Origin of the sequence: Thioflexithrix psekupsensis, from assembly GCF_002149925.1 — a bacterium.
Classification (GTDB): domain Bacteria; phylum Pseudomonadota; class Gammaproteobacteria; order Beggiatoales; family Beggiatoaceae; genus Thioflexithrix; species Thioflexithrix psekupsensis.
Genome location: NZ_MSLT01000023.1, coordinates 195,212 through 214,930, shown reverse-complemented (window position 1 = coordinate 214,930; position 19,719 = coordinate 195,212). Strand labels below are relative to the sequence as shown.

The following is a 19,719-nucleotide window of genomic DNA, read 5'->3' as shown; positions in this document are numbered from 1 at the left end:
TAATAAGAAATTCTCTGGTCAAAAACAACAGTTTTTGCGCAAAATGGTCAAAAACAACAGTTTTTGCTTGTTTTACGCCATAGCTTATTGTTTTTAATAAGAAATTCTCTGGTCAAAAACAACAGTTTTTACGCAAAATGGTCAAAAACAACAGTTTTTTCTTGTTTTACGCTATAGCTTATTGTTTTTAATAAGAAATTCTCTGGTCAAAAACAACAGTTTTTTTACGCTATAACTTATTGTTCTTAATAAGAAATTTTCTAGTCAAAAACAACAGTTTTTGCTTGTTTTACGCTATAATTTATTGTTTTTAATAAGAAATTCTCTGGTCAAAAACAACAGTTTTTGCGCAAAATGGTCAAAAACAACAGTATATAAGTACCTAAAGGAAAATAATCTGGCATATCAATATTTCTACCGCCCCCAGCCCCCCCCTGCTAGGAGGGGGAGTAAGAGGTTGTTTTTATTATTAAAATAACCTCATCTCTTTCCCCCCTCCTAGCAGGAGGGGGTAGGGGGCGGTAGAAAAGTCAAAATCCTGAACGGTTTTAGTGGCTGAATATTTTTGTTTAACTACTTAATCGCTTTAAACATAACTATTTGTTTTTTAAATAAAAAAAACTTTTGGTATAATTACTGCATAATAAAGAATCAAGTACGGGGGATACTTAATGGACTAAATGCTTTTAATGCAAGGATAGAAATGTCCTGCTTCGATCCCCATCTTACGGTGAGTGGTCTGGAGTTTTTGTCTTAGTGGTTGAACCCCGTATGGGACTTGCTTGAGACTTTACGGACTTGAATTTGATTCCAAGAAGTGGCACAATGCTCTGTTGATCCCCGTCGGATTAGATGGGATCAAAACGGTAAAGTAGCCGCTCACGGCTTAAATGTTCAGACTCTTTACTCACCTCACTTCTCACGGAGAAAACTCATGAAAACGATGCAAAAAGGCTTCACATTGATCGAATTGATGATCGTTGTGGCTATTATTGGTATTTTGGCTGCCGTTGCTATTCCTGCTTATACAGATTATCTGTTACGCGCTAAAGTATCTGAAGGCGTACAATTACTCGGTGGTTTGAAGACTCCAGCCGAAGAATTTATGGCTTCTAAAGGAACAGCAGAACTGCCTGCAATCGGTTCAATCGGTGGTAAAACCGCAGGTAAATATGTGAACGCCGTCACCAAAGTGGACGCTTTGACCTACGGTGCAACTTTCGCCGATCCTAAAGTTGTTGGTCAGTTACAACTGAAATATGACTTAACCAAGAAAACTTGGACTTGTACTCATGCAGGTATGGAAGTAGGCATGTTGCCCTCTAACTGTAAATAATTCTTAACTATCCAAATCGCCTTAGTTTTTCGACTTTTAACAAAGCAAATAAGGCGTTAGGAGATGAGAGATGTTAAACTCTCTCAAAAGTAGAATGCGCCTCTAAGCAAAAAACTTAGGGGCGTTTTTTTTCGTGTGAAAGAAAGTGAGAAGCCACGCCAGTGGTGTTAAAATCATGCCCTACCCCCCTGAAAAATCGCTTTACCGACGGGAAATAAGGCAATGAAATGTGTAGCCAAAATACTCATTGTGGATGATATGCCAGAAAATATAGGCGTGTTGTTTGAATTACTTAGTAAGGAATCTTATGAAATTTTAGTCGCACAAACGGGCGAATCCGCCATTGAAATCGCGTTGTCTGAACACCCTGATCTGATTTTATTAGACATCATGATGCCCAATGGAATTGATGGTTTTGAGACCTGTGATCGATTGAAACATCAGCAAATCTGCCAACGTACCCCCATTATTTTCATGACCGCGCTCAGTGATATTGAAGATAAAATACATGGTTTCAGCTTAGGCGCGGTCGATTACATTACCAAACCTTTTCAACAAGAAGAAGTGCTTGCACGTATTCACACTCACCTGACACTACGCTTCCTACAACAACAGTTAGAACAAGAAAACGCCCGCCTATTAGAAGAAATTGAAGCCCGCAAAGAAGCTGAATTGGCACTGCGTGAAGCCAATCGCACGTTACAACAATTGGCAACTTTAGATGGTTTAACGTTACTGGCCAATCGGCGGCGTTTCGACGAATATTTGCAACAAAGTTGGCGACAAATGTTACGTGACCACAAACCGCTTTCCTTGCTGTTTTGCGACATTGATTTTTTTAAACGTTATAACGACGATTACGGGCATGTTGCTGGAGATGAGTGTTTAAAACAAGTGGCTATTGCTTTGTCGAAAGCGGTGTATCGTCCCAGCGATTTGGTGGCGCGTTATGGAGGGGAAGAATTCATTTTTATCCTGCCTGACACGCCGACAGTCGGCGCAATTCATGTGGCGCAACGGGTGCAGGACAATGTGGCTGCATTAAAACTGGCACATGAAACCTCAGAAGTGTCACAACAAGTGACCATGAGCATTGGTGTAAGCAGCATTCTACCTAACGGCCACAATTCCCCAGAACAATTATTAAGTCACGCCGATCACGCCGTTTATTTGGCCAAAGCACAAGGCCGAAATCAAATCGTCACTAAAACTGTCGAGTAAAACAAGAATGATAGGACAATTACGCGGTCTTCTTATCGCAAAACACCCCCCTGATCTTATGATCGACGTACAAGGCGTTGGCTATGAATTGCAAGCTCCGCTATCTACGTTTTATTTATTACCCGAATTGCAACAGGAAATTATTCTATATACTCATTTAAGTATTCGTGAAGATGCCCACATATTATACGGCTTTATGACATTAGGCGAACGACACTTATTTCGTAGCTTAATTCGCGTGAATGGTGTGGGGCCAAAATTGGCGTTAAGTATTTTATCGGCAATGGATGCGCAAGAATTTTTACGTTGCGTGCAGCAAAACGACAGTACAGGATTAATACGCATTCCCGGAGTCGGTAAAAAAACCGCTGAACGTTTAATTGTAGAAATGCGCGACCGTTTGGACACAAGCCTTTCGAGCGATCCCCAACGTATCGCTGATTTTTCCTCTGCGCCGATAAATAAAGGCGTGACCCGCCCTCAAGATGATGCCATTAGTGCTTTAATTGCATTGGGTTACAAACCCCAAGATGCGACCCATTGGGTCAATGCCATTTACGATCCCACAGCCACCAGTGAGGATTTAATTCGTCGGGCGTTAAAAGCGGCTTTGTGAAAAGTTAGGCATTCTTAAAAAAGAAAAGTTTAGTTTTTAAGAAAATGTGCAAATATTCCGATAAATGGTATCAGGATAAATCTTAATTCGTTTTGGGTAAAAACCTCATGGTGTTTTTCACTAAAGTCACCTATAATAGCCCCAATCCAAACTCAATTTTAAGAGGTTATTCTTCATGAAAAGTTTTACTATCAAAACCCTGACATTGGCCGTTGCATTGGCTTTACCTTTTGCCGGCGGCGCAGTATTCGCGCAAGGCAAGCCAGAAGATGCAGGAAAACCACCATTATCTGCTCCAGACAAACCCGCTAAACCTGAAAAACCCGGCGACAAGCCCATGTTGCTTGCCCCCGCAGAAAAGGCGAAAAAAGCCAGCGCGATTTTAAACAAAGTGCTGGGTAAACCCGGTTCTCGCCCCGGCTTAATCAAAGCCAACAAACAAGTATTTTATGCCGGTGACACCATGACCATCGAATTGGCATTACCAGCCAGTTTAAAACCCTTGTTAAACAAACAAGCCGAAGCCCAAGTATTGATGTACGTACCGGGTGGCAGTGCGGTGGCTTTTCCTGTGAAAATGTTGGGAGAAGGCCGCTTAGTTGAAAGTGTTATTGACACTTCAGCGATTCCTGCGGGCGTTTACCAACTGGCGTTAGTACTGGTAAAACCCGGTGGCGATGCGGCTAAAATTGGCGATTGGTATGAAGGATTTGGTGCGTTAGTCAGTGTTACTCGTATTAAAATCAGTGCTGAAGCCGCCGCGGACGTAGAAGATGCTGACGGAGATGGCATGGTTGATGGGGATATGGGTGGAGATGGTTTCGTTGACGAAGTGGTTGACGGTGAAGACACCAGCGAGTGGGATTATTTGTTTGATGATGAGGAAGAAGCCGAAGGCGACACCGGTGAATCCGAAGAACCCACTGAAGAACCTGCTGCCGAAGAACCAGCCAGTGAAGAACCTGCTGCTGAAGAGCCAGCCAGCGAAGAACCCGCTGCCGAAGAGCCAGCCAGCGAAGAACCTGCTGAAACTTCAGCAGAAGAAGGTTCTGAAACAGAGGAAGACGAGGAAGCAGAAGCTGCTTAATGTCATCATCAGGGGAAATTTGCCATTGAATGGTTTAATCCCCTGTTTTTACAAAATAACGTAAAAATTTGATTTTTTCATGGTGTTTTCCTAAAAATTCTGGAAAACACCTTTTTTTTGCAAAAAATAAAATAATTCCCATCCCAGTTCATCTCAACTGAGTTTGCAATCTCCAGATTGAACCATTACACTTGATTAAGCAGGCTCCAGAATAGTCACGCGGATCGCATAAAAAAGCCGCAAATCGCTAGAGACTGCGTTTGACCTCTCTCCCTAACCAACACCTTCTTAGGAGGAAAACTCAATGTGGATTAAACCTGCTTACACCGAAATGCGTTTTGGCTTTGAAGTCACAATGTACATCAGCAATCGTTAAAAAAAATTTCCCTTGTTAGTTGATTCTAAAGCGATTTTAGCGGCTGACAAGGGTTTATTTTATCCAAAAATTGGCCTTAGTTTCATTTGCGCCATTCTGCACAAAATTGTAAAAATCCCCTCTGCTAAAACAAACAGATTCCCTGTTGCAACTCTGAAACAATTTGCCCCGTTGATTTTTACAGTGTCCCAATTATGGCACAGTGGATTTGGCGAATTTTCGTTGATTTTTTCCAAAAAATTTCTATTAAAAACAGTGTATTAGTCATAATATTTTGTATTGGCATTGTTCTTGCGCCCAAGCTAAACTGTTTTTTACTCACAACAATAACCCATCCATTCCCGCTAAAGGAGATGACGCATGAATTTAACAAAACGTTCTCTGATCACCCGCCGCATTGCCGCTGCATTAATGGTAGGCGCACTTGGTTTCACGGGGACATCGACGTGGGCTGAAGAGCCTGCCGTTGTGCCAGTGACCGACGAGGACATTCTCAATGACCACAATACCCCTGAGAACGTCTTAACCTATGGTTTAGGTTTACAAGGACAACGTTTCAGTCCAATGACCCAAATTAATAAAGAAAACGTAGCGGATTTAGTCCCTGTGTGGTCGTTTTCTTTTGGGGGAGAAAAACAACGCGGTCAACAAGCCCAACCGATTGTTCATGACGGACGCATGTTTGTCACCGCATCTTATTCTCGTTTATTTGCCATTGACGTGCGCACCGGGACAGAATTATGGGAATACAATCATCGTCTGCCCGATGGAATTATGCCCTGCTGTGACGTGATTAATCGGGGTGCGGTAGTCTATGGTGATTTGGTTATTTTCGGCACTTTAGATGCCCAATTGGTGGCGTTAAAACAGTCTACGGGCAAAGTCGTGTGGCGCGAGCGTTTGGGCGATTATAAAGCGGGCTATTCTTACACCGCTGCTCCCATGATCGTCAAAGGCAAGGTTATCACTGGCGTTTCTGGTGGTGAATTTGGTGTTGTGGGTAAGGTGGAAGCCCGCGACGCGTTGACGGGTAAATTGGTGTGGAGTCGCCCTGTGATTCAAGGTCACATGGGAACTTTGGACGGAAAAGACAACGGAATTACAGGAGCTGACCTGCCTATGTCTTGGCCGGGAGACATGTGGCAAACCGGAGGCGGTGCGCCTTGGTTGGGTGGAACTTATGATGCAGAGACCAATCTTATTTTCATAGGGACGGGGAATCCTTCGCCTTGGAACTCTCATACTCGTCCCGGTGACAATTTATTTGCTACATCAACCTTAGCGATTGATCCAGACACAGGTGTGATTAAGTGGCATTACCAAACCACGCCTAATGACGGTTGGGATTATGACGGGGTGAATGAGTTTATTCCGTTTGATTATGAAAAAGACGGCCAAGTGATTAAAGCCGGCGGTAAAGCTGACCGTAATGGTTTCTTCTATGTCATCAATCGTGAAAACGGTAAATTGCTAAATGCCTTCAAAACAGTCACTCAAGTGGGTTGGGCAGAACGTATTGATTTAGAAACGGGTCGCCCAGTGGAAACCGGATTGCGTCCGGGTAATCCTGCTGCTTCCAAAGACGGCAAAAAAGGTGAATCTGTATTTGCCTCGCCTTCGTTCTTAGGAGCGAAAAACTGGATGCCTATGGCTTATAACCCACAAACCAAACTTTTCTATGTACCATTGAATGAGTGGGGAATGGATTTGTGGAATGAGCCAATTACCTATAAAAAAGGGGCGGCTTATTTAGGTGCGGGTTTTACGGTGAAATTGCTGTATGAAGATTACATTGGTGTTTTACGCGCCATTGACCCCGTCACCGGTGAGTGGAAGTGGGAATATAAGAATGAAGCACCGTTGTGGGGCGGTATCATGACGACGGCGGGTGGTTTGGTCTTCACGGGTACGCCAGAGGGTTATTTTAAAGCCTTTGATGCAGAGACGGGTGCGGAGTTGTGGAAGTTCCAAACGGGTTCAGGTGTGATTGGTGTGCCTGCCACTTGGGAAATGGACGGACAACAATACATTGCCGTCTTATCCGGTTGGGGTGGAGCTGTGCCTTTGTGGGGGGGAGAAGTCGCCAAACGGATTCGTGAGTTAAATCAAGGCGGTTCTGTTTGGGTGTTCAAATTACACCGCTCTGCCTTATCGCAATAACTGAAAATAGAGCAGACTGAAACCCATTTCAGTCTGCTGTGAATTTTATACTGTTTTGAGTGATACAATTTATGATGAATCGATACGTAAAAAAAATGGCTGTGGCCACCGGCTTGATGTTTACTGTTTTGACGGGTGCGCTGTGGGCGCACGGCAACGTCACCCCACAGAAAGTGGACATTACGGGGTTAGAACCCCTGTTAGGCGATCAATGGGTAGAACAAAATCCTTATTACGGTAATGCAAAAGCAGTGCAGATCGGTGAGGGAGCTTACGCGCAGAACTGTGCCATGTGTCATGGAATGGGAGCGGTTTCTGGCGGGATTGCGCCTGATTTGCGGGCAACTTTTGCGGATTTGGTCGAAAATCCTGATGAACCTGAAGGCAAATATGAAATTCCTGATGGGGATGAGTTATTTGCTTCTCGCGTGGTCAATGGTGTTGTACGAAATGGTGCGGTGTACATGCCAGCCATGGCGGATAAAATCAGCCAAGAGGCCTTATGGTCAATTTGGGCTTTTGTTTCCACGCTGTGCAGTCCAGATCAGGTGGATGCGGATAACGATGAATGTGCTGAGGTTGGCGACACCAAGTTAAAAGTCAAATCCCATCTGGTACACTTGTACCAAAAATAAGCGAAACTTGAGGAGGTTACGGCGTGAAATGGATCACTGCTTTTGCTGTATTAATTGTGTGCTTTAGTTCCCATGTTTTCGCCACAGAATTGCAAGACATTCGAGAAAAAGGCGCGTTGCGCGTTGCCATTTACAAAGATTTCCCGCCCTATTCTTACACCGATCAAGGCAAATCAAAGGGGATTGATGTAGAGTTGGGACGGGCATTGGCGCAGGGATTGGGCGTTAATGTGGATTATATGTGGATTACAGCAGACGAAAGTATGTCTGACGATTTGCGTAATGCGGTGTGGCGCGGACATTACTTGGGTGGGGGAACGGCTGATGTCATGTTGCGTGTTCCCTACGATCTGGTTTATGCCGAAAAACAACCGCGTGTGCGCTTTGCCGCGCCTTATGCCCATGAACAAATGATGATTGTGTTTGACCGCACCCAAATTCCCGCTGTGCATCAACTGCGCATTTTAAAAAATCATAAAGTCGGTGCGGAAATTGACAGTTTAGGATCGATTTATTTAAGCAGCATTTTTGAAGGGGAATTAACCCCCAGTTTGTTGCATTATCTTGATTTTATTGAAGGCGTGAATGCCTTCAAATCGGGTCAAATTGCGGCTTTGGTGGGGATGCGGGGACAGTTGGAAGGTCAGTTAGGAACTTTGGCCGAAAATTGGACGTTGCAAGCCTTGGAGATGCGCGGATTTAACAGTCAATGGGATATTGGGGTTGCCGTCAAAGCAGATCACACTGAATTGGCACAACAGTTGAGCGAGATTGTCGCCGACCTGCGAAAAAATGGACAGCTAAAGCAATGGTTTAGCGAATATGGTTTAACCTACACTGAACCTTCCGCCGTCAACTAGCCCTGTGGTCACGTTGGCTTGTCGCCTTGCATAAAATCATAGAACCATTTTATGCAGGGCGTGAATCTTTAATTAACACGCATCTATTGCTAAAATAACTCAGGTGGAAGTCGTGTTTTATCGTGTCTAATTAATCAGCTTTAGAACAGCGAATTCTGGATAAAAACCACATCCCTATATTTTTTATTTCTATTTATTCATTTTGTATTGTCCGATGAGACGAAAGAAGGAAGCCATGAAAAAGATGTCATTAATTGCCGCGTGTGCAGCAGGGTTGCTGTTCAACGGGGCTGCGTGGGCAACAGAAGCCGTGGAATCACCCGAAACCACAGTAGATGTGGAGATGTTGACCCTGCTAAAAAACAATGCGTGTTTGAACTGTCATGACATCAGTGTACAAGAGAAGTCAAAGCAAGGGGATAGCGCGGCCAGTTTACCTTTTGGCCCTCCTTACCTTCTGGTTGCCCAACGTTATGCGGGTAATGAGGCGGCGTTTGAAGAACTGGTATACACCGTACTGCATGGCAGTAATCCCTACGGCAAGCATTGGAAAGAAGAGGCTGCTGGCATTGCCATGCCGCCCATGGTGACAGTCAGTGAAGAGCATGTCAGAACCATGTTGACGTGGATTTTGAAGCTAGACGAAGCCAGTGCGCAAGCCGCACAAGCCGCAGTCAATGCTCAACCCAAGTAATTTATAATCCAATAAAAAAGGACAATCCAACGCGGGATTGTCCTTTTGAAAAATCGAAAAATCAATGACTACGCAGAAAACGAAGAACCACAACCACAGGTCGTGGTCGCGTTGGGATTGCGAATCACAAATTGAGAGCCTTCTAGGCTTTCTGTATAATCAATCTCCGCTCCCGTCAAATACTGCACACTCATGGGATCAACCAATAACTTAACCCCTTGATTTTCAATCACCGTATCGCCGTCTTGTACCCGATCATCAAACGTAAAACCGTATTGAAATCCAGAACAGCCTCCCCCTTGCACAAAAATACGCAACATCAATTCATCATTCTGTTCTTCTTCGATCAACTGCTTCACTTTAAGCGCAGCACTGTCAGTAAATAACAAGGCTGGAGGGATTTCTTCTGCAATAGCACTTGCAACAACACTCATTAGATTTCTCCAAAAAAATTAAATCACCATCGGCTCACCCTATCCCCACACAATCGTCTAGCGATTGCAGGTTCATCTCTGACAAGTTAGAGTGTAAGATGGTTAATGTCAAGGTCTAAGTATTTAAAAAGCCTACATTTTTAAGTGGAATTAAAAGCTAACTTATTGAAACTATTTTACCTTGTGAAAAATCAAACGCCACTCAAAAATCCATCCACCCCACTGACTTGCGCAATTTTACGCATCTGTTCTGGGATATGTTGAAACACGGGTGGTTTCTCTTGACATAAGCGCAAAATCTCTAATAACAAGGCCACACCCGCGCTGTCTGTGTGTTTAACTTGGCTTAAATCAATCGTTTGTGGGAAGCCTGATTGTTGTTGACGTTGTTTTACCATCGCCAAAACATCCGACACGGTGGCAAAAGTCAATTCTCCTTGTAATTGCCAAATGGCTTGATCTCCAGAGATGGCTGCTGTTGTCATATTGTCCTCTCTACGGGTTTACTATCACAAAACAAAACGGATATTGCTAAAACAGCAATATCCGTGATTCATCGGAGCCGTTTTTTTATTGGGTTTCGATGGCGCGATTCATTTCTGCTTCGTTGCGGGCTTTGATTTTCTCAATCAACCGTTCCATCCCAATATTACTGATGTCGTTGTTAAACTCTGTGCGGTAATTGGTGACCAAACTGATGCCTTCAACCACCACATTGAACACCTTCCATTCGCGTTGATCGGTGGGATACACGTTATAATCAATCGCAAAAGTGTTCCCTTCGTGTTTCACCAGCGTTTTGACCGTCACCCAACGAGAAGCAGTATCGGCATAAACCGGTAAGTATTCAATTTCAACATCACTACCGGGTTTTAACACCGCTTTGGCAATGGCCACCGCGTAGGTTCGTACCAACAGATCACGAAAAACCTGCACAAATTCTTGTTTTTGGGTATCCGAAGTCCGCTGCCAATTTTTCCCCAACACCAACATGGACATACGCTCAAAATCAAAATTGGGCAGCACAATCTGATCCACCAAACGGTACACACCCGCTGGGTCTTTTTCCAAATTTTCTCGTTCAGCTTTTAAAGCGGTCAACATCTGATCGGTGGTATTTTTCACCACATCGCGTGCCGCATCCCCACTCTGCGCAAACACCACAGACCCCACGGCAAAGCACGCCAGCAACAGCCCACAGACCACTCGTTGCAGTTGTTTCATAGTGACTCCTTAACAAATAATAAAAAACAAAAGTTTGGGTAATACCTTATAAGGATACCCATTTATGCAAAAAAATACAAGTCCCCCTTATTTATTTATTTTCACCCGCTGCCATGCTGTACAAAAAACGACTGATTAGCTGCTCAAGAATAATGGCAGACTGGGCGATCATCAATTCACTGTTTGGTGCGTCGCTGAGGTAATGAATATCGGCCCCCGGGTCTAACCCAATATACTGCTCGCCCAACAAGCCAGAGGTGTAAATAGCGGCTGAGGTGTCCAAAGGAATACGGCGATATTGCGGCTCAATGGTCATCGTGACAACAGCCTGATATAACGTATCATCGTACCGAATATCCGTCACTCGTCCCACCCGAACTCCCGACATCCGCACGGGGGACTTCACCTTGAGGCCGCCAATATTTTCAAAACGCGCCGTGACTTGATAACCTTGATCCCGATTCCATGCCTCCCCCAAATTGCTGACACGCATCGCCAGCATCAGCAAGGCCGCAAAGCCAAGCACGACAAATACGCCGACCCAAATTTCTATCCATTTTGTTTGCATGATTGCTCCGTCGTGACTAGATGTAGTTTATTTTAAAATAAAATCGGTGAGATGAGGTGTTTCACATCAAAACCGCTATTATAAGCCAGTCTTTTTATGTTGCATCGCACCAGAAGCGAATTTTTGGTTATACTAGCATTTTAAATTCATTTTTACGTATTGTTGGTGAATGATCTTATGAGTAAACATTATTTACATCCCTTATTTACACCGCGTTCTATCGTGGTATTTGGTGCCAGTGCCAATCCAGAATCGGTGGGTTCTATCGTGTTTCAAAACCTGCTCCAGAGCGATTACAAAGGGAAAATTTACGCGATTAATCCCAAATACGAAGAAATTACAGGGCAAAAGGTTTATAAAAATCTACAAGAAATCAGTGAACCCATTGATTTAGCTGTGATTATTACCCCCGCGAAAGTTGTGCCTTCCATTATTGAATCCTGCGGTCAATATGGGGTGAAAACGGCCGTGATTGTGTCGGTGGGTTTTCGGGAAACGGGGCCTGCGGGCGTTAAGTTAGAGAAAAATCTGCTCAATGCGGCCAAGCGTTATGGGCTGCGCTTTCTCGGCCCGAATTGTCTGGGGCTAATTCGACCTTCGATTGGGTTAAACAACACTTTTGTCAAGTCAATGCCCAAAGCAGGTAATTTGGCTTTAGTGTCGCAATCGGGTGCGTTATGCACCGCGATTTTAGATTGGGCTGTGCCTAATGGCGTGGGATTTTCTAGCGTGGTGTCTTTGGGAACATCGGCGGATTTGGATTTTGGCGAAATTTTAGATTATCTGGTGTCTGATCCGCAAACGCATGGCATTTTATTATACGTGGAAGGGATTCATCAGGCGCGTAGTTTTATGAGTGGATTACGTGCGGCGGCGCGGGTTAAACCGGTGATTGTGATTAAAGGCGGACGACATGAGGCGACTTCCCGCGCTGCCATGTCGCACAGTGGCGCATTGATTGGCCGGGATGATGCCTTTGATGCCGCGTTGAAACGAGCAGGTGTTGTTCGCGTTTACACTTTTGGACAATTGTTTGCGGCGGCAAAAACGCTGGCTTCTCGCTACAAAGCCAAAGGCAATCAATTGGTGATTATTACCAATGGGGGCGGTCCCGGCGTGATGGCGACGGATCGCGCTGCGGATTTGGGCATTCCTTTGGCGAATTTATCACAAGTCAGTTTAGACAAATTAAGTGCTTGTTTACCGACCGCTTGGTCGCGTGCCAATCCCATTGATGTCTGTACCGATGCCAAAGCCGATGTTTACGCCCAAGCTTTGTCGATTTGTTTGGAAGATAAGGGCGTGGATGCCGTTTTGGTGATTCTTACGCCGCATGTGGTCAGTGAACCCTTAGAAACCGCAAAAGCCATTGCTGAATTGGCGAAAAAAGTCACTAAACCCGTTTTAGCGTGTTGGATGGGTGGAGAACAGACCACAGAAAGCCGTCATTGGTTCGTACAAGCGCATATTCCCGATTTTCGCACGCCCGAAGCCGCTGTAGAAGCGTTTTTTTACCTATCGGCTTATCATCGCAATCAACAATTATTATTACAAACGCCCGCGTCGCTGGGACGCGTCGATCCGCCTGATGTTGAAGGCGCACGGATGATCATTGAAAGCGTATTGGCAGAGCGGCGTAAGGTGTTGACCGAAATGGAATCTAAGGCGTTGTTAGGCGCGTTTAGAATTCCCGTGGTCAGTACCACCATTGCCCGCAGCGTCAATGAAGCCTTAGTCATGGCGGAATCCATTGGCTTTCCTGTTGCGGTTAAAATTAATTCTCACGATATTTCGCATAAAACCGATGTCGGTGGCGTACGGTTAAATTTAACCAGTGCGCGAGAAGTACGCGATGCGTATAAAAGCATTATGCAATCCGTACTAGAAAAACGCCCCGAAGCGCATTTAGACGGTGTCACCATTGAACGCATGGAAAATCGTGTCCATGGACGAGAAATGATGGTCGGTGTGGTACGCGATCCGCTATTCGGCCCTGTGATTAGTTTTGGTATTGGGGGAACGTTGGTGGAGGCATTAGGCGATGTTAATTTTAGTTTACCGCCTTTAAATCGTTATTTAGCGCGGACTTTAATTGAGAACACCAAAGCCTCGAAATTACTGGATCAATTTCGTCATTTTCCGCCGGCGGATCGGGAATCTTTAGAAAAGGTGTTATTGCGGGTTTCTGAGATGGTGTGCGAATTGCCGTGGATTAAGGAAATGGATATTAATCCGTTAATTGTCGATGAACAAGGTGCGATTGCGGTGGATGCGCGCATTGTGGTGCAGCATTATATGCCAGGGCCAGATCGTTATGCGCACATGGCGATTCATCCTTATCCCACGCATTTGGTGACTCAATGGCAATTGCCTGATGGTACGGATTTAATTATCCGTCCGATTCGTCCTGAAGATGCCGAAATGGAAAAGGTTTTTGTGCGTAATTTATCGGATGAATCGCGTTATTTTCGTTTTATGCAGACATTGCAAGAATTAACGCCGGTGATGTTAATGCGCTTTACGCAAATTGATTATGATCGGGAAATGGCTTTAATTGCAGTGATACGCGATGATCAGGGCGAAGATAAGCAAGTGGGTGTGGCGCGTTATTCGATTAATCCTGATGGAGAAACCTGTGAATTTGCTTTAGTGGTTTCTGATGAAATGCAGGGTAAAGGTTTGGGACATAAGTTGATGAATTGCTTAATGTCGGCAGCCCGATCCCGCGGTTTAAAAACCATTGAAGGCGAGGTTTTAACCAATAATTATGGCATGTTAAAATTGATGAATAAACTGGGTTTTAGCACATCCATTGATGACGAAGATCGCAGCATTACTTTGGTGCAACGTCCGTTGTAAGCGTGTTTTGTTCAAAATGAATTGGGGCGAACCAGTGGGTTCGCCCCTGGGGTTGGCGTGATAATAAACCTTTTAATATTGACCGCGTCATTATACTGGGATAGGATCATTTCAAAAGTTTCACAATTTTATAAACATAATTAAGGAGTAAAATACAATGATTGATCCATTATCGGCTACAGTATGGGTTTGGGAAAAGTTTGGGGAGAAAATAGTTGAAAAATTAGGTGATTCTGCTCGTAATCAATGGGAAAAATTCCAATGGAATAAAGCCAAAGAAGCCTATCGCCGCGCTTTAAAAAAAGATTATGGCCACATTAAATTATTGGGTAAATCCGAATCTGTCCCTTTAACAGGGCTTTTTACTGATGTTTATGTTCATAGTAAAATTTCAGCCGAACAACGTTTTAATCTCAATGAGTTACAAGAAAATTTTCAAATTTTAGAAAATCGTCAGCGATACGATGGTTTTGCTTTATTGCAAAAAGAAAATACGGTAAAGCGTTGGTTTATTTTAGGCAAACCAGGCGCGGGTAAAACCACTTTTTTAAAATATATCACCTTGCAAGCGGTTGAAGGAAAAATTGCTAAAGTGCCTATGTTTGTGACTTTACACGAATGGGCGGATTTTGTACGAAAAAAAGGATTAAAAGATTTTGATTTAATGGCGTTTTTAGTTGAACAATTTAAAATTTGCCAATTTCCTGATGCAGAACCGTTTATTCGGCATTTGCTGGAGGAAGGGCAGGCTTTGTTGCTGTTGGATGGGGTAGATGAGGTCAACCAAGCCGATGATGAACGGCGAAACATGATGTCAGCTTTGCAAGCGATCAGCCGAGAATATCGCAAATGTGATTTATTATTGACTTGTCGCGTTGCGGCCGCGGATTATTCGTTACAGAATTTTACCTATTTAGAAGTCGCTGATTTCACACAAGAACAAGTCCGTAATTTTGTAAAAAAATGGTTTTCTCAGGATGAAAAACGGGGCGAGCAGTTTTTAACTGATTTTTTTCAAAGTGAGCATAAGGGATTGCAAGAATTAGGAAATGTTCCAATTCTATTGACTTTGTTGTGTTTGATTTATCAAGAAAAATTGGGATTTCCTGAGCGGCGTGCTGACATTTATGAAGAAGCCATGCAAGTCCTTTTGGAAAAATGGGATACGCGAGATCGCAGTATCAAACGGGATGAGATTTATAAGGGATTATCAAAGCGACATAAAATCCAATTTTTTGCCCACTTTGCCTACAACTGTTTTGAGCAAAATCAACAATTTTTTCCCAAAGCAAAATTAGCCGAAGCCATCGAATTATTTTTGCAGAAATTACCTAAAGTTGATTCGCAAGAAATTAATGGCGAAGCGGTGTTAAAAGAGATTTCAGCCCAACATGGGATTTTTATAGAACGTGCCAAAGATATTTATTCTTTTGCTCACTTGTCTTTTCAAGAGTATTTTACTGCGCATTATATCGCCAATAATCAAATTCCTTGTCTTGATCAATTAATTCCTCATGTGACTGATGTTCGTTGGCGAGAGGTGTTTTTATTAACCGTTAGTTTATTAGATGGTTCAGATGAATTTTTTGCTAAATTACAAGATTATATTGATAGTTTAATTGCTGATGATGAAACTTTGGTGAATTTGGCGAAATGGGTAAATAATAAGGCGTTGGAATCTGATATGTCTTATTCGCTACCAACTAAAAGAAGTTTTTATTATTATCTTAGTTTAAATGGGATTTCTTACTCAATTTTTGACCTCGTTTTTGCTGTTGCCCATGCCGACAACATTGCTGTATTTTTTATCATTGGTTTTGACCACGAAATCAGTTCTCCTTTAGTAGACAATTCTTCCTTTAATTTTGCAACAATCCTTCATTCTTTTACTACTTCAAACATTCATCCTGAATTTACTTTTTATTTGGTCCAAAAATTCTTGGTTTATGCTTCCATGCCACTAACTCAAATTTCAAATGATTCTATAAATATTTTTCACGAATCGTTTGGTAAATTAATTGAAAAAAATACTTCTAAAAATAAAGAAACATTAACAGAAGAACTTAAAAACCTACAAGAGAGAATCCCCGCAATAGGAAGTACAAAAGAAGAATGGAAATCATTAGCCGAATCATTAAAAGAACTAATGCGCACCCATTGCAATCTTGGTCATGATTGGAATTTGAGCAAAACACAAATAGAGAAACTAGAACAGTATTTAGAAGCTGAAAAACTATTGTGGAATAGCTTAAAATTAGCCGCAGTCAATGATCGGAAAAAAATAGAATCACAATTGCTTCGCTTGCCTGTTTCCGTTCAATCGGTGACTCATCTGGAAATTAAGCAATTTAAATCTATTATTGCAACCCAATTAGAACTAGGACGAATTAACGTTTTTATTGGGGCAAATGGGGCAGGTAAATCTAACGTATTAGAAGCCCTTGCTTTTCTCAGTGCGGCTTATGAAAATCGCCTAGATACAGATACGCTATATGATAAAGGCATTCGCATTGCAAAACCCACATTAACCATGAGCGCATTTGCTACCCAAAATCCATCAACAAAACAAACGATGGAGTTGGCGATTACCTTAGATTCAAGCAACCAAATTCGCCAATTCATAACCGCCGATATTCAAACATGGCAAAAAAAATCAATAGGTTTAATAGAGCCAGAGGCTTATCTCCCTTTGCGTGATTATCTAATTTATAATTTAGACATTCACGCCCTGCGCGGCTTGCGTAATGACAGCAAAAAACAACCATTAGGAATTTATGGCGAAGGTTTAGATACCCTTCTTTTTAATCTCACACCTGATGAAAAAGCAGAACTGGAAGAGTATTATTATCTTATTGAATGGTTAGAAAAAATAGAATTAGATGACGCGGATAATTATAAATATGACGGTTATAAATTGGGTAGAAGCCGTTCAAAACTCTATTTTAAAGACCGTTTTATGCACAAAGAAAACCAAATCTTTTCAGCAGAAAACTCTAACGAAGGTGTGCTGCATGTTTTCTTTTATTTAGCCCTTTTTATCAGCCATAAAACGCCGCGTTTTTTTGCTATCGATAATATTGAAACCAGCTTAAATCCACACCTTTGTCGTCATCTAATCGAAATCCTAAGCAATTTAGCCAAAAAACACGATAAACAAGTATTAATTACTACCCATAATCCTGCTATTTTAGACGGCTTAAATTTAACCGATAACGACGTGCGGCTTTTTATCGTAAAGCGTGATGATGACACAGGCGAAACTAAAATTAATCGTCTATATGCCAAACCCAATGCCGACAATGAACGTAAATCTGTTAAATTATCAGAACTATGGATGAAGGGTTATATTGGTGCAATTCCAGAAGGATTTTAATATGTCATTAATCAAGTGGCAATTTGGATTAATTGCAGAAGGAACGACAGATCAAGCCGTTTTAAAAAACATATTAAAGGGTCTTTTTGGTAAAGATGAAACAGATTTTTTAGCAATTCGACCTGATCCTGACGCAACAGAAAAAGCCCGCACTCATGGTGGTTGGGAATCTGTTAAAAGAGAATGCGAAGAATGGGAGGATATTCAAATTTTTTTCGAGGGCGTATATTCTAACTATCCAGAAGCACAAAAAATTTTAATTATTCACTTAGACACGGCTGAAGACAGCCTGCAATGGAAACGCCCTTTTAAAAGTAAAGATAATATTCAAGAATATTGTAAAATATGTCGAGAAAAAATTATTGGAAATATTGAAACAACATGGTATCCTGATACTAAATGGGAACAATATAAGTTCCAACTTTTCTACGCGATTTGTATCGAAGAAACAGAAGCATGGATTTTGCCACTTTATGAAAATGAAAATAAAAACACAGCTCACTCCGCAAAACCAAAAGAAAAATTAAAAAGGTTACTAAAAGATTATAAAGAAGATACAATTTATTATGATAAAATATCTAAAATTTTGCGGCAGAAAAAAGAATTAGAAAAATGCGCAAAATATAATCACAGCTTAGAATTATTTCTTAACTCTTTGTATCAAATCCTCATGCCCCAAGATTGAATCACTCATAACACCTCCCTTTTGTTTGGATCAGAATTGACTCGATAAGTCGTTCCATTTCATCCATTCCAAGAAAGTCAGATGACCATTAACCATGAAATCTTCTGTCATCCCTGGAAGTTAAGAAAAATAAACAATCGACTTGACACAAGCCAAAAAACACCTAGAATTAAGTGTGACATTTAGTTGTCGCACTATATATAATTACTACGTTTAGCGATTTTGATAAAAAAAGGATCAACAACATGCCCAGAGTCAGTGATAAACGAGAACGTTTGTTAGCCGCAGCCAAAGCCTTGATTCACCAACAAGGCTTTTACCAAACGACTCTGGCGGATATTGCCAGAGAGTCTAAGGTGCCACTGGGGAATGTCTACTACTACTTCAAAACCAAAGAGGACATTGCTTCTGCTGTGATTCAGGAACGTACGGAAGATTGGCTAAAACATGTTTGGCAATGGGAGCAGATTTCAAACCCACGCAAGCGATTAGTGGCTTTCTTGGAGCATGTGGTTGCAGAAAGTCAAGAATTGATTGTGCATGGCTGCCCTGTGGGGAGTTTGTGTCAAGAACTGGATAAAACCCCTTCTCCGTTAGCCGAAAAAGCCAATCACATCCTCAAGATTCAACTCGAATGGGTGTGTGAGCAATTTCATCTGATGGGGTTTTCCAACGAAGCCGTTGAAGAATACGGCGTGCAACTCATGACAGGCGTTCAAGGCGGAATCCTCATGGGAAATGCCCTCAATGATGCCAAAGTCATCGCCATTCAAGTGAGCCGTTTAAAGGCGTGGTTAGAAAGTCTGTAATTTTTCTGGTTTATTAACAGCAATAGGCAAGTGAAATTTTACATTTCACTTGCCGGTTTAAGAGCCGTTAATTTTTCTTACAAAGAACCATTAAAAATTAAAAAATTAAGCTGCTAAATTCGCATTCACAAAATCCCAATTGACCAAATTCCAAAAGGCTTCAACATATTTGGGTCTGGCATTGCGGTAATCGACGTAATAAGCGTGTTCCCACACGTCGCAAGTCAATAAAGCCGTTTTCCCTTCAGTCATGGGTGTGCCGGCGTTGCTGGTACTCATCAAAGCCAAACTGCCGTCAGGATTTTTCACCAACCATCCCCAGCCCGAACCAAAGGTGTTAATGGCGGTGGCGGTAAATTCTTCTTTAAACTTGTCAAAAGAACCGAATTTAGCGTTAATCGCTTCAGCAATTGCGCCCGTAGGTGCGCCGCCGCCATTGGGACTTAAACAGTTCCAATAAAAAGTATGATTCCACACTTGAGCAGCATTATTAAAAATGCCTCCCGACGATTTTTTCACAATCTCTTCTAAAGACAAATCCGTAAATTCGGTGTTGGGAATCAGCGCGTTTAATTTATCCACATAGGTTTGGTGATGTTTACCGTAATGAAATTCTAAAGTTTCTTTAGAAATGTGCGGTGCCAATGCGTCCATTGCATAAGGAAGAGCAGGTAATTGATGTGCCATAAGTACAATCTCTAAGTGACAAAATGATGTGAATAAAAAAGAAACATACGGTTGTCCACTCACCGTATGAATCAGATTATATTGGTCTGAATGGG

The 19,719-nt window shown here is 42.4% G+C and carries 18 protein-coding genes; 13 read left to right on the top strand and 5 right to left on the bottom strand.

The genetic code is table 11. From position 1 onward, the window contains the following. Positions 1-934 precede the first annotated feature (934 nt). The 9 genes from TPSD3_RS18170 (at position 935) to TPSD3_RS13550 (ending at position 8,985) form a co-directional block, all read left to right on the top strand. Positions 935-1,336, top strand: a complete 402-nt coding sequence (locus tag TPSD3_RS18170) for a pilin (RefSeq protein WP_086489052.1) — start codon at positions 935-937, stop codon at positions 1,334-1,336. 222 nt (positions 1,337-1,558) lie between these two features. Beyond that, entirely contained in the window at positions 1,559-2,557 is a 999-nt protein-coding gene (locus TPSD3_RS13590) for a diguanylate cyclase domain-containing protein (RefSeq protein WP_086489051.1), read from the top strand. Between the two features lie 7 nt (positions 2,558-2,564). Beyond that, entirely contained in the window at positions 2,565-3,173 is a 609-nt protein-coding gene (ruvA, locus tag TPSD3_RS13585) for a Holliday junction branch migration protein RuvA (RefSeq protein WP_086489050.1), read from the top strand. A gap of 175 nt (positions 3,174-3,348) precedes the next feature. After that, positions 3,349-4,260 (top strand): hypothetical protein, encoded by a 912-nt coding sequence (locus TPSD3_RS13580; RefSeq protein WP_086489049.1) that lies wholly within the window; start codon positions 3,349-3,351, stop codon positions 4,258-4,260. Between the two features lie 304 nt (positions 4,261-4,564). Continuing rightward, on the top strand, positions 4,565-4,636 hold the full coding sequence (gene pqqA, locus TPSD3_RS18165) for a pyrroloquinoline quinone precursor peptide PqqA (RefSeq protein WP_086489618.1): 72 nt from the start codon (positions 4,565-4,567) through the stop codon (positions 4,634-4,636). Positions 4,637-4,996: 360 nt separating this feature from the next. After that, positions 4,997-6,796, top strand: a complete 1,800-nt coding sequence (locus tag TPSD3_RS13565) for a methanol/ethanol family PQQ-dependent dehydrogenase (protein WP_280938429.1) — start codon at positions 4,997-4,999, stop codon at positions 6,794-6,796. Between the two features lie 71 nt (positions 6,797-6,867). Then, entirely contained in the window at positions 6,868-7,431 is a 564-nt protein-coding gene (gene pedF / locus TPSD3_RS13560) for a cytochrome c-550 PedF (RefSeq protein WP_086489047.1), read from the top strand. A 23-nt stretch (positions 7,432-7,454) separates the two neighbouring features. Continuing rightward, on the top strand, positions 7,455-8,291 hold the full coding sequence (locus TPSD3_RS13555; protein ID WP_086489046.1) for a substrate-binding periplasmic protein: 837 nt from the start codon (positions 7,455-7,457) through the stop codon (positions 8,289-8,291). Positions 8,292-8,526: 235 nt separating this feature from the next. After that, the gene (locus tag TPSD3_RS13550) at positions 8,527-8,985 is read left to right on the top strand and encodes a c-type cytochrome (RefSeq protein WP_140048565.1); all 459 of its coding nucleotides are present in this window, start codon (positions 8,527-8,529) and stop codon (positions 8,983-8,985) included. Between the two features lie 68 nt (positions 8,986-9,053). On the opposite strand, the gene erpA is transcribed toward TPSD3_RS13550, so the two are convergent. The 4 genes from erpA to mlaD form a co-directional block, all read right to left on the bottom strand. After that, positions 9,054-9,419 (bottom strand): iron-sulfur cluster insertion protein ErpA, encoded by a 366-nt coding sequence (erpA, locus tag TPSD3_RS13545; protein ID WP_086489044.1) that lies wholly within the window; start codon positions 9,417-9,419, stop codon positions 9,054-9,056. Between the two features lie 191 nt (positions 9,420-9,610). Then, positions 9,611-9,904: an STAS domain-containing protein gene (locus tag TPSD3_RS13540; RefSeq protein ID WP_086489043.1), complete on the bottom strand. Its 294-nt coding sequence runs from the start codon at positions 9,902-9,904 to the stop codon at positions 9,611-9,613. Between the two features lie 85 nt (positions 9,905-9,989). Then, positions 9,990-10,643 (bottom strand): MlaC/ttg2D family ABC transporter substrate-binding protein, encoded by a 654-nt coding sequence (locus TPSD3_RS13535; protein ID WP_086489042.1) that lies wholly within the window; start codon positions 10,641-10,643, stop codon positions 9,990-9,992. A 91-nt stretch (positions 10,644-10,734) separates the two neighbouring features. Beyond that, positions 10,735-11,211, bottom strand: coding sequence for an outer membrane lipid asymmetry maintenance protein MlaD (mlaD, locus tag TPSD3_RS13530; RefSeq protein ID WP_086489041.1), 477 nt, complete (start codon positions 11,209-11,211; stop codon positions 10,735-10,737). 177 nt (positions 11,212-11,388) lie between these two features. On the opposite strand from mlaD, the gene TPSD3_RS13525 reads away from it, so the two are divergent. The 4 genes from TPSD3_RS13525 to TPSD3_RS13510 all read left to right on the top strand — a co-directional run bounded on the left by TPSD3_RS13525 (position 11,389) and on the right by TPSD3_RS13510 (position 18,937). Then, on the top strand, positions 11,389-14,070 hold the full coding sequence (locus TPSD3_RS13525; protein WP_086489040.1) for a bifunctional acetate--CoA ligase family protein/GNAT family N-acetyltransferase: 2,682 nt from the start codon (positions 11,389-11,391) through the stop codon (positions 14,068-14,070). Between the two features lie 157 nt (positions 14,071-14,227). Further along, on the top strand, positions 14,228-17,443 hold the full coding sequence (locus tag TPSD3_RS13520; RefSeq protein ID WP_086489039.1) for an AAA family ATPase: 3,216 nt from the start codon (positions 14,228-14,230) through the stop codon (positions 17,441-17,443). Position 17,444: 1 nt separating this feature from the next. Next, on the top strand, positions 17,445-18,128 hold the full coding sequence (locus TPSD3_RS13515) for a hypothetical protein (protein WP_086489038.1): 684 nt from the start codon (positions 17,445-17,447) through the stop codon (positions 18,126-18,128). A 245-nt stretch (positions 18,129-18,373) separates the two neighbouring features. Beyond that, on the top strand, positions 18,374-18,937 hold the full coding sequence (locus tag TPSD3_RS13510) for a TetR/AcrR family transcriptional regulator (protein WP_086489037.1): 564 nt from the start codon (positions 18,374-18,376) through the stop codon (positions 18,935-18,937). A gap of 105 nt (positions 18,938-19,042) precedes the next feature. On the opposite strand, the gene TPSD3_RS13505 is transcribed toward TPSD3_RS13510, so the two are convergent. Beyond that, on the bottom strand, positions 19,043-19,624 hold the full coding sequence (locus TPSD3_RS13505; RefSeq protein ID WP_086489036.1) for a superoxide dismutase: 582 nt from the start codon (positions 19,622-19,624) through the stop codon (positions 19,043-19,045). Positions 19,625-19,719: the final 95 nt, after the last annotated feature.

Coding starts and splice junctions, on each gene's coding strand:
- TPSD3_RS13565 (WP_280938429.1), top strand. CDS start 4,997: ATGAATTTAACAAAACGTTCTCTGATCACCCGCCGCATTGCCGCTGCA.
- TPSD3_RS13505 (WP_086489036.1), bottom strand. CDS start 19,624: ATGGCACATCAATTACCTGCTCTTCCTTATGCAATGGACGCATTGGCA.
- ruvA (WP_086489050.1), top strand. CDS start 2,565: ATGATAGGACAATTACGCGGTCTTCTTATCGCAAAACACCCCCCTGAT.
- TPSD3_RS13520 (WP_086489039.1), top strand. CDS start 14,228: ATGATTGATCCATTATCGGCTACAGTATGGGTTTGGGAAAAGTTTGGG.
- erpA (WP_086489044.1), bottom strand. CDS start 9,419: ATGAGTGTTGTTGCAAGTGCTATTGCAGAAGAAATCCCTCCAGCCTTG.
- TPSD3_RS13550 (WP_140048565.1), top strand. CDS start 8,527: ATGAAAAAGATGTCATTAATTGCCGCGTGTGCAGCAGGGTTGCTGTTC.
- TPSD3_RS13580 (WP_086489049.1), top strand. CDS start 3,349: ATGAAAAGTTTTACTATCAAAACCCTGACATTGGCCGTTGCATTGGCT.
- mlaD (WP_086489041.1), bottom strand. CDS start 11,211: ATGCAAACAAAATGGATAGAAATTTGGGTCGGCGTATTTGTCGTGCTT.
- TPSD3_RS13510 (WP_086489037.1), top strand. CDS start 18,374: ATGCCCAGAGTCAGTGATAAACGAGAACGTTTGTTAGCCGCAGCCAAA.
- TPSD3_RS13535 (WP_086489042.1), bottom strand. CDS start 10,643: ATGAAACAACTGCAACGAGTGGTCTGTGGGCTGTTGCTGGCGTGCTTT.
- TPSD3_RS13525 (WP_086489040.1), top strand. CDS start 11,389: ATGAGTAAACATTATTTACATCCCTTATTTACACCGCGTTCTATCGTG.
- TPSD3_RS18170 (WP_086489052.1), top strand. CDS start 935: ATGAAAACGATGCAAAAAGGCTTCACATTGATCGAATTGATGATCGTT.
- TPSD3_RS13515 (WP_086489038.1), top strand. CDS start 17,445: ATGTCATTAATCAAGTGGCAATTTGGATTAATTGCAGAAGGAACGACA.
- TPSD3_RS13540 (WP_086489043.1), bottom strand. CDS start 9,904: ATGACAACAGCAGCCATCTCTGGAGATCAAGCCATTTGGCAATTACAA.
- TPSD3_RS13590 (WP_086489051.1), top strand. CDS start 1,559: ATGAAATGTGTAGCCAAAATACTCATTGTGGATGATATGCCAGAAAAT.
- pedF (WP_086489047.1), top strand. CDS start 6,868: ATGATGAATCGATACGTAAAAAAAATGGCTGTGGCCACCGGCTTGATG.